The 14,406-nt window shown below is 70.2% G+C and carries 12 protein-coding genes and 2 riboswitches; of the genes, 1 reads left to right on the top strand and 11 read right to left on the bottom strand.

Annotated features, from left to right (window positions below; translation table 11 throughout):
- Positions 1 to 60: 60 nt before the first annotated feature.
- Positions 61 to 2,946, bottom strand: coding sequence for an aminomethyl-transferring glycine dehydrogenase (gene gcvP / locus ACZ4M8_RS26100; protein ID WP_467611281.1), 2,886 nt, complete (start codon positions 2,944 to 2,946; stop codon positions 61 to 63).
- 61 nt (positions 2,947 to 3,007) lie between these two features.
- A riboswitch (glycine riboswitch) is annotated at positions 3,008 to 3,134 on the bottom strand.
- Positions 3,135 to 3,231: riboswitch (glycine riboswitch) on the bottom strand.
- 63 nt (positions 3,232 to 3,294) lie between these two features.
- On the opposite strand from gcvP, the gene ACZ4M8_RS26105 reads away from it, so the two are divergent.
- The gene (locus ACZ4M8_RS26105; RefSeq protein WP_467611283.1) at positions 3,295 to 3,726 is read left to right on the top strand and encodes a PRC-barrel domain-containing protein; all 432 of its coding nucleotides are present in this window, start codon (positions 3,295 to 3,297) and stop codon (positions 3,724 to 3,726) included.
- Between the two features lie 24 nt (positions 3,727 to 3,750).
- Here the strand turns inward: ACZ4M8_RS26105 and ACZ4M8_RS26110 are convergent, their stop codons facing one another.
- The 10 genes from ACZ4M8_RS26110 to ACZ4M8_RS26155 form a co-directional block, all read right to left on the bottom strand.
- The gene (locus ACZ4M8_RS26110) at positions 3,751 to 5,292 is read right to left on the bottom strand and encodes a DNA polymerase IV (protein WP_467611285.1); all 1,542 of its coding nucleotides are present in this window, start codon (positions 5,290 to 5,292) and stop codon (positions 3,751 to 3,753) included.
- Positions 5,293 to 5,379: 87 nt separating this feature from the next.
- Positions 5,380 to 5,982: a MerR family transcriptional regulator gene (locus ACZ4M8_RS26115; protein WP_467611287.1), complete on the bottom strand. Its 603-nt coding sequence runs from the start codon at positions 5,980 to 5,982 to the stop codon at positions 5,380 to 5,382.
- Positions 5,983 to 6,205: 223 nt separating this feature from the next.
- Positions 6,206 to 6,679: a bifunctional nuclease family protein gene (locus ACZ4M8_RS26120; RefSeq protein ID WP_006606439.1), complete on the bottom strand. Its 474-nt coding sequence runs from the start codon at positions 6,677 to 6,679 to the stop codon at positions 6,206 to 6,208.
- 53 nt (positions 6,680 to 6,732) lie between these two features.
- Positions 6,733 to 7,479 (bottom strand): transcriptional regulator FtsR, encoded by a 747-nt coding sequence (gene ftsR, locus ACZ4M8_RS26125; protein WP_467611289.1) that lies wholly within the window; start codon positions 7,477 to 7,479, stop codon positions 6,733 to 6,735.
- A 17-nt stretch (positions 7,480 to 7,496) separates the two neighbouring features.
- Positions 7,497 to 8,291 carry an FHA domain-containing protein gene (locus ACZ4M8_RS26130; RefSeq protein ID WP_467611291.1) on the bottom strand — a complete coding sequence of 265 codons (795 nt, stop codon included), beginning with the start codon at positions 8,289 to 8,291 and terminating at the stop codon, positions 7,497 to 7,499.
- 130 nt (positions 8,292 to 8,421) lie between these two features.
- Positions 8,422 to 9,324: a DUF881 domain-containing protein gene (locus ACZ4M8_RS26135; protein WP_467611330.1), complete on the bottom strand. Its 903-nt coding sequence runs from the start codon at positions 9,322 to 9,324 to the stop codon at positions 8,422 to 8,424.
- Positions 9,325 to 9,632: 308 nt separating this feature from the next.
- Positions 9,633 to 9,965: a small basic family protein gene (locus tag ACZ4M8_RS26140; RefSeq protein ID WP_030282870.1), complete on the bottom strand. Its 333-nt coding sequence runs from the start codon at positions 9,963 to 9,965 to the stop codon at positions 9,633 to 9,635.
- Positions 9,962 to 10,900: a DUF881 domain-containing protein gene (locus tag ACZ4M8_RS26145; protein ID WP_467611293.1), complete on the bottom strand. Its 939-nt coding sequence runs from the start codon at positions 10,898 to 10,900 to the stop codon at positions 9,962 to 9,964. The genes ACZ4M8_RS26140 and ACZ4M8_RS26145 overlap by 4 nt, the downstream gene beginning before the upstream one ends.
- A gap of 75 nt (positions 10,901 to 10,975) precedes the next feature.
- Positions 10,976 to 13,471 (bottom strand): sugar phosphate nucleotidyltransferase, encoded by a 2,496-nt coding sequence (locus ACZ4M8_RS26150; protein ID WP_467611295.1) that lies wholly within the window; start codon positions 13,469 to 13,471, stop codon positions 10,976 to 10,978.
- 114 nt (positions 13,472 to 13,585) lie between these two features.
- Complete coding sequence (locus ACZ4M8_RS26155) at positions 13,586 to 14,194, bottom strand: CDP-alcohol phosphatidyltransferase family protein (protein ID WP_467611297.1); 609 nt, start codon at positions 14,192 to 14,194, stop codon at positions 13,586 to 13,588.
- Between the last annotated feature and the right edge of the window lie 212 nt (positions 14,195 to 14,406).

The following is a 14,406-nucleotide window of genomic DNA, read 5'->3' on the forward strand; positions in this document are numbered from 1 at the left end:
CCGTCGCACGTCAAAGGGCCCCCGGCGACATCGCCGAGGGCCCTCATCGTTGCGCGGACGTCAGCCGTCGTACTCCGTCAGCGGCGGGCAGGAGCAGACGAGGTTACGGTCGCCGAAGGCGCCGTCGATGCGGCGGACCGGCGGCCAGTACTTCTCCGCCGCCACGACACCCGCCGGGAAGACGGCCTCCTCGCGGGTGTACGGGTGCGCCCACTCACCGCCGAGCGCGTCCGCGGTGTGCGGGGCGTTGCGCAGCGGGTTGTCGTCCTTGTCCCACTCGCCGTTGCCGACCTTCTCGATCTCCGCGCGGATGGCGATCATCGCGTCGCAGAAGCGGTCCAGCTCGGTGAGGTCCTCGCTCTCGGTCGGCTCGATCATCAGCGTGCCGGCCACCGGGAACGACATCGTCGGGGCGTGGAAGCCGTAGTCGATGAGCCGCTTGGCGACGTCGTCGATGCTCACGCCCGTGGCCTTGGTGAGCGGCCGGACGTCGATGATGCACTCGTGCGCGACGAGCCCGCCGGGCCCGGTGTAGAGCACCGGGTAGTGCGGCTCCAGGCGCTTGGCGATGTAGTTGGCGGAGAGCACCGCCACCTGGGTGGCGCGCTTGAGACCCTCGCCGCCCATGAGCCGGACGTACGCCCAGGAGATCGGCAGGATGCCGGCCGAGCCCCAGGGGGCGGCGGAGATCGGGCCGACGCCGGTCTCCGGGCCCGCGGTGGGCTGGAGCGGGTGGTTGGGGAGGTACGGCGCGAGGTGCGCGCGGACGCCGACCGGGCCGACACCGGGGCCGCCCCCGCCGTGCGGGATGCAGAAGGTCTTGTGGAGGTTCAGGTGCGAGACGTCGCCGCCGAACTTCCCCGGCTCGGCGAGTCCGACCAGCGCGTTCAGGTTGGCGCCGTCCACGTAGACCTGACCGCCCGCGTCGTGCACCGCGGCGCAGATCTCGGTGATGTGCTCCTCGAAGACGCCGTGTGTCGAGGGGTAGGTGACCATCAGGACGGCCAGCTCGTCACGGTGCTTGTCGATCTTGGCGTGGAGGTCGTCGGTGTCGACCTCGCCGTCCTCGCCGGTCTTGACGACGACGACCTTCATCCCGGCCATCACGGCGCTCGCGGCGTTGGTGCCGTGCGCCGAGGACGGGATGAGGCAGACGGTGCGCTGCTCATCGCCGTTGGCGCGGTGGTACGCGCGCACCGCCAGCAGACCGGCCAGCTCACCCTGGGAGCCGGCGTTCGGCTGGATGGAGACCTTGTCGTAGCCGGTGACGGCGGCCAGCCGCTCCTCCAGTTCCTGGATGAGGCTGAGGTAGCCCTGCGCCTGCTCGGCGGGGGCGAAGGGGTGCAGCTGCCCGAACTCCGGCCAGGTGACCGGCTCCATCTCCGTCGTCGCGTTCAGCTTCATCGTGCAGGAGCCGAGCGGGATCATGCCGCGGTCGAGCGCGTAGTCCTTGTCGGACAGCCGGCGCAGGTAGCGCAGCATCGCGGTCTCGGAACGGTGCTGGTGGAAGACCGGGTGGGTGAGGTAGCCGTCGGTCCGCAGCAACCCCTCGGGCAGCGCGTCGGCGGCCGCCGCGTCCAGCTGCTCGACGTCACCGGAGACGCCGAAGGCGCGCCAGACGGCGGCGAGCTGCGTCCGGCCGGTGGTCTCGTCGCAGGCGATGCCGACATGGTCCGCGTCGGTCAGACGGAGGTTGACACCGGCCTCCCGGGCGGCCGCGACGACGTCGGCGGCCCGTCCCGGCACCCGGGCGGTGAGGGTGTCGAAGTACGCGCCGTGCACCAGCTCCACGCCACCGGCCGTCAGGCCCTCGGCGAGGACCGTGGCGTAACGGTGGGTGCGGCGGGCGATGGCGGCCAGCCCGTCCGGGCCGTGGTAGACCGCGTACATCCCGGCCATGACGGCGAGCAGCACCTGCGCGGTACAGATGTTGCTGGTGGCCTTCTCACGGCGGATGTGCTGCTCGCGGGTCTGCAGGGCGAGGCGGTACGCCTTGGTGCCGTCGGCGTCGACGGAGACGCCCACCAGGCGGCCGGGCAAGCTCCGGGCGAACTTCTCCCGTACGGCCATGAAGCCGGCGTGCGGACCGCCGAAGCCCATCGGCACACCGAAACGCTGGGTGGTGCCCACCGCGATGTCGGCGCCCAGCTCACCCGGCGAGGTGAGGAGGGTCAGGGCCAGCAGATCGGCGGCGACGGTGACGACGGCGCCCAGCTCCTGGGCCTGCGCGATGACGGCACGCGGGTCGCGGACCGCGCCGGACGCCCCCGGGTACTGCAGCAGCACACCGAAGACGCCCCGCTCGGCGATCTCGGCGGGGATGCCGTCACTCAGGTCGGCGACGACGACCTCGACACCGGTGGGTTCGGCGCGCGTCCGGATGACGGCGACGGTCTGCGGCAGGCAGTCGGCGTCGACGAGGAAGACGCCCTGCTTGACCTTGCCCACCCGCCGGGAGAGCGCCATGGCCTCGGCGGCGGCGGTGCCCTCGTCCAGGAGCGACGCACCGGAGGTCGGCAGGCCGGTGAGGTCGGCGACCATCGTCTGGAAGTTCAGCAGCGCCTCCAGCCGGCCCTGCGAGATCTCCGGCTGGTAGGGGGTGTACGCCGTGTACCAGGCGGGGTTCTCCATGACGTTGCGCAGGATCACCGGCGGGGTGAACGTGCCGTGGTAACCGAGGCCGATCATCGAGGACAGGACCTGGTTGCGCTGGGCGAGACCGCGCAGTTCGGCGAGGACCTCCGCCTCCGAACGGCCCTGCGGCAGCCCCAGCGCCTCGGCGCTCTTGATCACGTCGGGCACCGCGGCGGCGGTCAGCTCGTCCAGCGAACCGAATCCGACCTGCGCGAGCATCTTCGCCTGCGCCTCGTGGTCCGGACCGATGTGCCGGTGCTCGAAGGGCGTACCGCGCTCCAGCTCGGTCAGGGGGATGCGATTGGTGGTCATCTGCGGGGGCCTCCTGGTCTCAACGACCTACGAGGGGCACCACGGCGCTGGTGCCCGGACGGCCTCCCCCTCTGTCATCTCAACCTGAGAGCTTCACCGGCCCGCGACCGCGACCCGGCTTTCACCGTCGGTGAGGAGGGGTTTCCGGCGCTGCGTCGTCCGTGGCCCGCCCTGCTTTCCAGAGTGACCTCGTCCGAGCGGTACGTGTGCCTGAGAGTTTCCGGGGAGGATTTGCTCCTTCGGCGTCCGCGCCGCGAACGACGTGGACTCTCCCGCACGGGGTCAGCGGCCATTTGCCAGCCTACCAGCGCGTCATCCGGGGGATCCTTCGAGTGGCCGACATGAGAAATGTGCCGTTTGGTAGGTGTGACCAGGCAGTTGCGACCAGTTGGAGGGGCCGTGCAAACCGATATCGACCCGCGGAGCCTGATCGGCCGCAAGGCGTACGACCGCCAAGGTGCCAAGATCGGTACCGTGGACGAGGTCTACCTCGACGACGCGACCGGCGAACCCGAATGGGCGGCAGTGCGCACCGGACTTTTCAGCCGCGACGCCTTCGTCCCCCTGGAGCCGAGCCGCCTGGTCGACGACGCCCTGCACATCCCCTACGACCGCAAGCTGATCAAGGGCGCCCCGGACTTCGGCGTCGGCCGCCACCTCTCCCCCGAGCAGGAACTCCAGCTGTACCACCACTACCGGCTGGACATCACCTCCCCCGCGGACGTCGAGCGGCCTCCCGCCGACAAGAACTTCGGCAACATCGCGGGAGCGGACGACTGAATCCCGGGAGCGGAGCTGGCCCGCTCACCGGCGGTCCGCGCCTCGATCCTCCGGCGCCGGGGCCGGCCCCGGCGCCGACACCGGCTCTTCCGCCGGCGCCCGCTCCGGCCGACCGGATATCGAGCGGCCGGACACACCGTCCGGCCCGCCCCCTTTGCTCCTGACCGGCGCCGCTCCCGCGCCCGCCCCGCCCGCTGCGGAGCCCGTCGTCGGCCCGCCGCCGACCAGCGGCAACGGCTCCCCGGGCCGTAGCGCCGGATCGTCCACGGCGAAGGTCCTCACCCGCCCCGGCGCCGACCACGGCTGCTCGAACCGCACCGTCACCCGCCCCACCCCGCTGCCCTGCACCCACCCCGCGCCGTAGTCGTCATGGACGACGTCCAGCCCGGGATGCCAGCGGCGCGGCCGCTCCTCCTCGGGCTCCGCCTCGCCCCTCGCCTCCCCGCTCGCCGCCGCTTCCAGGGCGTGCGCTGCTTCGACGGCCTCCTGCTCCGTGGCCAGCTGGGCGAAGAGGTCCTCCTGGGTGAAGTCGGCCAGCCCGCTCACCCCCACGCCCAGCAGCCGCACCCCGCCCGTGGTGTCGACCAGATCCAGCAGCCGGATCGCCGCCTCCCGCACCACCGCGGGATCATCGGTGGGCCCGCGCAGCGTCTCCGACCGCGTCAGCGTCGAGAAGTCGTAGTTCCGCACCTTGATCACGACCGTACGGCCGGAACGGCCGGCGGCCCGCAACCGCTCCACACACCGCTCCGCCAGCCGCACCAGCTCGTTGCGCACCCGGGTGCGGTCGGTGAGGTCGACCTCGAAGGTGTCCTCCACCGACACCGACTTCGCGTCCCGCTCGGCGACGACCGGCCGGTCGTCGCGGCCCAGCGCCATCGCGTACAGCCCCGTCCCGTGCGCCCTGCCCAGCAGCCGTACCAGCTCCGCCTCCCCCGCCTCGGCGGTCTCCGCGACGGTCGTGATCCCGGCCCGGCGCAACGCCTCGGCCGTCGCCGGTCCGACGCCCGGCAGGGTACGGACGGTCATCGGCCCCAGCAGCTCCCGTTCGGTGCCCGGCTCGATGATCCGCAGGCCGTCCGGCTTGGCCGCCTCCGACGCGATCTTGGCCAGCATCTTGGCCCCGGCCAGCCCCACCGAACCCGTCAGCCCTGTGACCTCCCGGATGTCGCGCCGCAGCCGCTCACCGACCGCGCGGGCCGACCCGGAGTCGTCCGCGACACCGCCCGCCTCCAGATCGACGAACGCCTCGTCCAGGCTCAACGGCTCGACCAGCGGCGACAGCGCGTGCAGCAGCTCCATCACGCTGTCGCTGACCCGGCGGTAGACGGAGAAGCGCGGACTGAGATACGCCGCGTTGGGACACAGCCGGCGCGCCTGGGCCGTCGGCATCGCCGACCGCACCCCGAAGACCCGCGCCTCGTACGACGCGGTCGAGACAACGCCGCGCGGCCCGATCCCGCCCACGACCACCGGCTTACCGCGCAGGCTGGGCTTGGCCGCCTGCTCGGCGGCCGCGAAGAACGCATCCATGTCGAGATGCAGAATCGTCGGCGCACGTCTCACACGACCGATGCTGCCGCATACCACTGACAATCGGCCCCGAGCAGGGCCGGAGCGCCCGGCGGAGGCCGGCTCGGCAGCGGCCGGGGCTCAGCCCGCGCGGTTGCGCCGCCGGGCCAGCTCGTCGTGCGGGTTCTGCCCGGCCAGGGTCTCCCCCGTGTCCACCCGCTCACCGTGCAGCTGGGACAGCGCACTCTCCACGTCCCGCCACACCACACCGATGGCGATACCGAAGACGCCCTGCCCACCCTGCAGCAGATCGACCACCTGGTCCGGGGAGGTGCACTCGTAGACCGTCGCGCCGTCGCTCATCAACGTCATACGCGTCAGATCGGCCGGCTGCCGGGAACGCAGGTGCTGGACCGCGGTGCGGATGTTCTGGAGCGACACACCCGTGTCCAGCAGCCGCTTGACGATCTTCAGGACGACGACGTCGCGGAAGCTGTAGAGCCGCTGGGTGCCCGAGCCGTACGCCGGGCGGACACTCGGCTCGACCAGCCCCGTACGGGCCCAGTAGTCGAGCTGCCGGTAGGTGATGCCGGCGGCCGCACACGCGGTCGGGCCGCGGTAGCCGATGATCGCCGTCGCGCGCTCCGCCGGGACCGCGGCGGCCTGTACCGGGGTGCGGTCCGCCGTCACGTTCGAGGGGAGCGGCAACGCCCCTTCCGCCGTACCGTCGCCGGTGATTGCCACGCCGCCCTCCGTCCTCCACGTCCCGGACGGGACCTGCCATCTCGACGGTATGCAGTCACTCGGGGTGCGTCAACGATCGCCGCGCTCGCCACGCCGAGTGATAATCACCCCACGAGTGGTTTCCCGTGACTCCGGACGGGGAAGGCGTGATGGATTGGCCGAAAAGAATCAGCCGGTGGCGAGTTTCCCGCGGAGTACCGCGAGCCACCGCCACCGGCCGCTGTCACTGACTGTTGGTGCCGAAGTCCTCGGGCGAGATCTGATCGAGGAACTCGCGGAACTTCTCCACCTCGTCCTCCTGCTCGTCCGGGATGGCGATACCGGCATCGTCCAGCACACCGTCCGTACCGAAGATCGGCGTACCGGTGCGCAGCGCCAGCGCTATGGCGTCGGACGGCCGCGCACTGACCTCCACCCCGCTGGCGAAGACCAATTCGGCGTAGAACACCCCCTCGCGCAGATCCGTGATGCGGACCTGCGTCAGCTCCTGGCCCACCGCTTCCAGCACGTCCTTGAAAAGGTCGTGCGTCAGCGGCCTGGCAGGGACCATGCCCTGCTGGGCGAAGGCGATGGCGGTGGCCTCCCCCGGCCCGATCCAAATGGGCAGGTAACGATCGCCTCCCACCTCCCGCAGGAGCACGATCGGTTGGCTGGAAGGCATTTCCACCCGGACACCCACGACGTCGAGCTCGTTCACACAGCAACCCTAGGACGTGCCCGGCAGGTTTGGGTAGTCGGGCAGATATTTGCTCATGGCAGAGGGGTCCGCAGCGCGCTCTGGACGAGCGCGGCGTGCAGCCGCACGGAAAGCGTGGCCAGCTCTCTGGCCGTGGCCTCCGCGTGCGCCCTGGTCTGCGGATTACGGTGCCGCCGCAGCGGCGCGACGACCTGTTCCACCAGGCCCGCCTCACGCTCCGCGGCCGCCTTCACGGCCCGCAGATGGCGTGGTTCGAGCCCGAAACGGCCGAGGTCGGCGACGAGCCGGGCGATCCCGACGGCGTCGCTGCCGTAGCCGCCGTCCGCGTCGGCGGTGAGCAGGCCGTACGACTCCCACTCGGCCAGCTCGGACTCGTCCACCTCGGCGGCGGCGAGCAGCTCGGCGCGGCCGATGCGGGCCGTCGCGGGCCGCTCCTCCTCCATCTCGGGGGCGCCCTCCAGCAGGTCCCGGGAGGGCGCGGGGGCGGGCAGCGGCGGCTCCTCACCGCGCTCCTGGGCGTCGAGGTGCTCGCGGATGACCTTCAGCGGAAGGTAGTGGTCGCGCTGCATCCGCAGCACGCTCGCGAGCCGCTGGACGTCGGCGGTGGTGAATTTGCGGTACCCGGAAGGCGTACGCGTCGGCTCGACGAGTCCCTCGGCCTCCAAGAAGCGGATCTTGGAGATCGTGACCTCGGGGAATTCCTCGCGCAGCAGGCCGAGCACCGCACCGATGCTCACCGGCTTGCCGTCCGAGGAGGTGGTGCCGGACGTACCGGCACCACCTGTCGGTGTATGACGCATATGCCTTCCCTGGCCGGTCAGATCCCCGCGCCCCGCTGGCTCGGGTAGAAGACCAGGCGGTACTTACCGATCTGCACCTCGTCACCACCGGCGAGGGCCACGGAGTCGATCCGCTCGCGGTTGACGTAGGTGCCGTTGAGGCTGCCGACGTCGGCGACGGTGAAGACACCGTCCTGACCGCGGCGGAACTCCACATGGCTGCGGGAGACCGTCACATCGTCGAGGAAGATGTCGCTCTGCGGATGACGGCCCGCCGTCGTCAGCTCCCCGTCCAGCAGGAAGCGGCTGCCGGAGTTGGGCCCCCGGCGGACGATCAGCAGCGCGGAGCCCAGCGGCAGGGCGTCGACCGCCGCCTGCGCCTCGGGCGACAGGGCGGGGCTGAGGTTCTGCCCCGTGGTCTCGCCGTCGTACGCCTCGATACCCGAGATCGAGATCGTCGACGTCGTCTCGGACGGACGCTCGGGCTGTCCGCCCGCACGCAGCGGCGCACCGCACTGCGAACAGAACTTGCCCGCCTCGGCGTTCCGGTGACCGCACCGCGGGCAGGCCAAGGCCGCCGCGCCCTGGGCACCTATGCGGCCGGCACCGGACGGATCACCGGCACCCGCCCCGGCGGCACCCGCGACCTCGTCGCGGAAGAGCGGACGCTCGGCGTCGCTCTCCTCGGGCCGGCTCGGGGCACGGTGCCGCGCCGTGCCGCTGCCGCCCTCCTGACGTGCACTCTTGCCGAACAGCTTTCCAAACAACTTCACGGGCGATTCCCCTTGTACGAAACAGACCCGCCCGTGGGGCAGGACGAACCCTCGATGCACACACCGGCCGATCCGGACATCCTGTGAACGTCCGCGGCCTTCCGACAGTTTCCCTCACACGCCCCATACACGGTGCGTCGACCCCCCGCTACCTCATGCCCTTCCCGGGCCATCCCCATACGCGTCTCTCTCACTGCGATGACGACCGAGCGTAGTCAGGCCGCTTCGCCTCTCGCAAGGCATCCACAATGATCTTCTGCTCATCCGTGACAGCCACCGTGGCCTGCTCCTTTTCCAGAGTCTGCACCACGCCACCGGGGATGTTGAGCGCCGGCTCCAGATCCTGCGGCTTCCCGATGACCTTGAAACGGTACGGCTGCACGACCCTCTTGCCGTCGATCTCCACCCCGCCACGGACATCCGAGAGGTAACTGTTCGCAACGATACGGACGGCGTTCACCTGGATCGCCTCGGCACCCGCGGCGCGCAGCTCCTGGATCGTGTCGAGCAGCTTGTCCGCCTCCACGGAGTGCGTCGGGTCGTCGATGGTCAGGTGGATGCCGGGCCCCTGGGCCGCGACGGTCCCGGCCAGCACGCCCAGCTGCTGTTCCTTCTCCACGGTCTGCTTACGCGCCTCCTCGGCCTGGTCCGAACTGTTCTCCAGCTCGGTTTTCTGCCCCTCCAGGCGCCGCTGTTCGTCCGTCAACCGCTGCGAGCGGTTGTCCAGTTCGTCCAGGATGCGCACCAGGTCCTCCTGGCGCGCGCCCCGTAGCGCGCTGCTGTCACTGGTGGAACGTACCTGAATCGCCAGGCCGAGACCGAGAATGAACAGCAGCACGGCGACGATCAGTTGAGCACGGGTCAGCCGCGGCGGCCACAGAGCGGCGCGCAGCCGCCGGCGCCCGGTCAGCGGCGGCTCCCCGCCGTCGCCGCCCGCCGCGGCTCCGTTCGGCCGCCCTCCGGCGCCGTCACCGCCGCCGGAGGCACCCCCGGACGCGACGCTTGCGTCGCCCGGATCGTAGGTACCGCCCGCACCGTCCTGACCTGCGCCTGCCGTTCCGCCGTCCGGCCGCGCCCGGTTCTCGGGCGGCATCGGCCGCCGGTCCGCCGCCGCCCGCGCCCCGCCCTCGGCCTGGGGAAGCTCGCGCCGTACGGAAACCTCGTCGGCATCGGGGAGCGCACGGCGCGCCGGGGCTTCGGCCTGGTGGCGGCGCGCCGGGAGGTCCGCCTCCGGGCGGCGCACCGGGGCCTCGGGCCGCGGCCGTCGCGCGATCTCGCCGCCCGGCTTGTGATCCGGTGTGCCCTGCGAGGGCCGGTCCTCGCGGGAGCGGGGCGTTCCGTCGGCGGATGTGTCGTCCGCCGGGCGTTCCGGCTCGGGGGTCTCGTCGTTCGCCATCCGCCTCACGCCCGGAAGATGTGCCGGCGGATCGCGGCGGCGTTGGAGAAGATCCGGATGCCGAGCACCACGACCACGCCCGTGGAGAGCTGGGCGCCGACGCCGAGCTTGTCCCCGAGGAACACGATCAGCGCGGCGACCACGACGTTCGACAGGAACGACACGACGAAGACCTTGTCGTCGAAGATGCCGTCCAGCATCGCGCGCAGGCCGCCGAACACGGCGTCGAGCGCGGCCACCACAGCGATGGGGAGGTAGGGCTCGACCACCGTCGGCACCACGGGCCGGACCACGAGCCCGACCACGACCCCCACGATGAGCCCCAATACGGCGATCACGATGTGCCCTTCCCTATGTCGGCGCCGTCCGCCTTCGCGGCGCCCGTCTGCGGCTTTGCGGTGCGTACGATCAAACTGGGCGCGGGCGGCAGGGTGACCTCACCCTCCACGGAAATCCGGGTGCGCACGCCGTAGTTCTCCTGCAACACATGCAGATACCGGCCGTCGACGCTGTCCTGGAACGCGGTGCTGAGCCGCTGCCCGTCCCCCACCGCCAGCACCGTGTACGGCGGTACCAGCGGTTTGTTGTCGACCAGTATGGCGTCTCCCGCCGCCCTGATCGCCGAGAGGGACGTCAGCCGCTGCCCGTTGACGGAGATCGCCTCCGCTCCGGACTGCCACAGGCCGTTGACCACACGCTGCATGTCCCGGTCGCGTACCCGTCCGGTGTCGGAGAAACCGTTGCTCTCCCGGGGGCCGCCGCCGTTCCCGGACTCCGCGTCCTTGGCATCGTCGATGACGAGCTTCACGCCGGGGCCGGTGACCTGCGTCGAACCGGCCAGCAGCGCCAGCAGTTCCGCCTTGTCCCCGCCGTGCCGCCGCAGCGCCTCACGCTGCATGGCGCCGACGGAGTCGCGCAGGGCGTCGACCCGGTGCTGCCGCGCGTCGGCCTCGTCGGTGCCCTTCTGGATGCGGTTGATCAGCTCTTCACGCTCCTTCGCCAGCGTCGGCGCGGATATCCGCGCCTGCGCGGCGCCCACCGTCACCACCACCGCGGCGAGCACCAGGCCGGCGGCGAGCCCCAACTTCGCACGCAGCGTACGCGGCAGCCCTCCGCCGACGCCCGCGGCGGCCTTCCGTTCGGCGGCCTCCGCGTATCCGTCGTCGAGGCTGTGATCCATCACGTTGGTCAGCAGCGACATGGACGCGTCGGGGCGCGCGGCCGGTCTCCGGGGACTGCTCCGATCGGGGCGCTGCTGCGACATGCCGCACATCGTCGCACGTCGCCCGCGCGGTCACCCAATGGCCCCACCGGCGCGCCGAATCGCGGCGCGCCGGTGGGGCCCAGGTCAGCGCCCCGCGCCGTCAACCACCGTTGACCACTCGTCCAGCAGCTGGTCCGCGGACGCCTCGTCGGGGCCTTCCGCCCACAGGTGCGTGACCGCCTCCGCGGGATCGGGGAGCACGAGCACCCACCGACCGTCCGCCTCCACGACGCGGACGCCGTCGGTGGTGTCCACGGACCGGTCCCCCGCGGCCTCGACGACGTTCCGCATGACCAGGCCCTTGACCGCCCACGGCGTCGCGACGTCCCGGCGCCGCACATGGGCCCGCGGGATCCGTGCGTCGATCTGGCTGAGCGTGATCTGCGACCGCGCGATCAGCCCGAGCAGCCGCACGAACGCGGCGGAGCCGTCGAAGACGCTGCTGAACTCCGGGATGATGAAGCCGCCGCGCCCGTCACCGCCGAAGACCGTGCCGTCCTCCCGCCCGACCCGCGTCAGATCGTCCGGCGACGTCGTCGTCCACTCGACCTGCGTACCGTGGTACGCCGCGACCTGTTCGGCGATACGGGTCGTCGTCACCGGCAGCGCCACCCGGCCGCTGCGGCGCTCCGCGGCGATCAGATCGAGCATCACCAGCAGCGCACGGTCGTCCTCGATGATCCGGCCCCGCTCGTCCACCAGCGACAGCCGCTCGCCGACCGGGTCGAAGCGCACGCCGAACGCCGCCCGCGCCGACGCGACGATCTCGCCGAGGCGGACGAGTCCCTTGCGACGGGCGTCGCCCGTCTCGGTCGGCCGCGCTTCGTTCAGGCCGGGGTTGATGGTGAGGGCGTCCACGCCGAGGCGGCCCAGCAGGCTCGGCAGGACCAGCCCGGCACTGCCGTTGGACGCGTCGACGACGACCTTCAGCCCGGATTCCGCGAGCCCTTCGGTGTCCACCGCCCGCAGCAGGGATCCGGTGTACGAATCGAAGACGCTGGACGGGAAACGCAGATCCCCGATTTCGCCGGGAAAGGCGCGGCGGTATTCCTGGCGGGCGTAGACACGGTCGAGTTTTCGCTGCCCGGCCTGGGAAAGGTCGGCGCCGCGCGCGTCGAAGAACATGATGTCGACGGAGTCGGGCACGCCCGGCGTGGTGCGGACCATGATGCCGCCGGCGCTGCCCCGTGCGGTCTGCTGCCGGGCCACCGGCAGCGGCACGTTCTCCAGGTCCCGTACGTCTATGGCGCTGGCCTGGAGCGCGGAGATCACAGCGCGTTTGAGCGCTCGGGCGCCCCGGGAATGGTCGCGTGCCGTGGTGACCGTGGCGCCTTTCTTGAGGGTGGTGGCATAGGCACCGGCGAGCCGTACGGCGAGTTCCGGTGTGATTTCGACGTTGAGGATTCCGGAGACCCCGCGGGCGCCGAAAAGATGTGCCTGCCCCTTCGATTCCCAGATCACCGACGTGTTGACGAAGGCGCCGGCCTCGATCGTCTTGAACGGGTAGACCCGTACATTGCCCTGGACGATCGATTCCTCACCGACCAGGCATTCATCCCCGATGACCGCTCCGTCCTCGATCCGGGCGGCACTCATGATGTCGGTGTTCTTCCCGATCACACAGCCCCGGAGATTGGTCCGGGGCCCGATGAAGACGTTGTCGTGCACGACCGCCTTATGGAGGAACGCACCGCTCTTCACCACGACGTTGGAGCCGATGACCGTGTGCTCGCGGATCTCCACATCCGCCTCGACCTTGGCGTAGTCCCCGATGTACAGCGGGCCGCGCAGTACGGCGTCGGGATGGACGTCGGCACCTTCGGCCACCCAGACACCTGGCGAGATCTCGAAGCCGTCGATCTCGACATCGACCTTGCCGTCGAGAACGTCGGCCTGTGCCTTCACGTAGCTTTCGTGGGTGCCGACATCCTCCCAGTAGCCCTCCGCGACATAGCCGTAGATCGGCTTGCCTTCCTTCATCAGCTGCGGGAAGACATCGCCCGACCAGTCGACGGAGACGTCGGACTGGACGTAGTCGAAGACCTCGGGCTCCATGACGTAGATGCCGGTGTTGACGGTGTCCGAGAAGACCTGGCCCCAGGTGGGCTTTTCCAGGAACCGCTCGACCTTGCCGGCCTCGTCGACGATGGTGATGCCGAACTCGAGGGGGTTGGGAACCCTCGTCAGACAGACGGTGACGAGGGCCCCCTTCTCCTTGTGGAAGCGGATGAGGTCGGTCAGGTCGAAGTCGGTGAGGGCGTCACCGGAAATGACGAGGAAAGCATCGTCCCGCAGGGCCTCTTCCGCGTTCTTCACACTGCCCGCGGTGCCGAGAGGCTTTTCCTCATTGGCATAGGTGAGTTCCATGCCGAGTTCTTCGCCGTCGCCGAAGTAGTTCCGGACGAGCGAGGCGAGGAATTGCACGGTTACCACGGTCTCGGTGAGACCGTGCCGCTTCAGCAGCCGCAGTACATGCTCCATGATCGGCCTATTGGCCACGGGGAGCAGTGGTTTGGGCATGCTGGACGTCATGGGGCGAAGGCGTGTGCCTTCACCACCGGCCATCACAACGGCCTTCATGTCGGAAGCGTCCTCCTCCAAGAGACGACGGTCTTGCCGACTTCACCCGTCTGGATCGCCCACTGTTCTCACGTACGGGCGCCAGGTGGCACTGGTATTACCTGTTCGGCGAGCTCAGTCGGCTGTGGCGTCCGCCCTGATGATCCTGCGGACCTGAACCACGTAGAGGATTCCTGCCCACCAGTAGAGCGCCGTACCCCATCCGGCGAAAGCCCATCCGAAAACAGCAGCGAGGGTATGAAGCCAGCCATGCCCGTCACTGAGAAGGAGCAGCGGGAAGGCGTACATGAGGTTGAACGTCGCCGCCTTGCCGAGGAAGTTCACCTGGGGCGGGCCGTATCCGTGCCGGCCAAGGAATCCGACGGCGATCAGGAGCATGAGTTCCCGTGCCACCAACGCCGCGGTGAGCCACAGCGGCAGGATCTCCCGCCATGTCAGTCCCACGAGAGTGGAAAGAATGTACAACCGGTCCGCAGCCGGATCGAGGATGCGTCCCAGACTGCTGATCTGGTTCCAGCGGCGGGCGAGTTTACCGTCGAGATAGTCGCTGACTCCGCTCAGGGCCAGGACGAGCAGTGCCCAGCCATCGGCCTTGGGCCCGCCGAATTCCGGCCACAGAATCAACCACAGGAACACCGGTACGCCTACCAGGCGTGCCATGCTCAGAATGTTGGGGATGGTGAGGACGCGATCCGTCTGGACCCGCGTCTCCTGGACCTCCACGCGGGGGCCTCCTGTGGGAAATGTGCCGACAATGCCCCCTGACCCTACCTTCCGGCCCAAGCACACCGTGCCCTGGGGCTCCGGCAGCTCCCCCGGAACGCAAAAATGCTCCGTTCTCCGGCAACCATCACTGGCTACCGGAGACCGGAGCTAAAAATTGTTCGGCGGCGTCCTACTCTCCCACAGAGTCCCCTCTGCAGTACCATCGGCGC

The organism is Streptomyces sp. NPDC027185 (genome assembly GCF_055567035.1).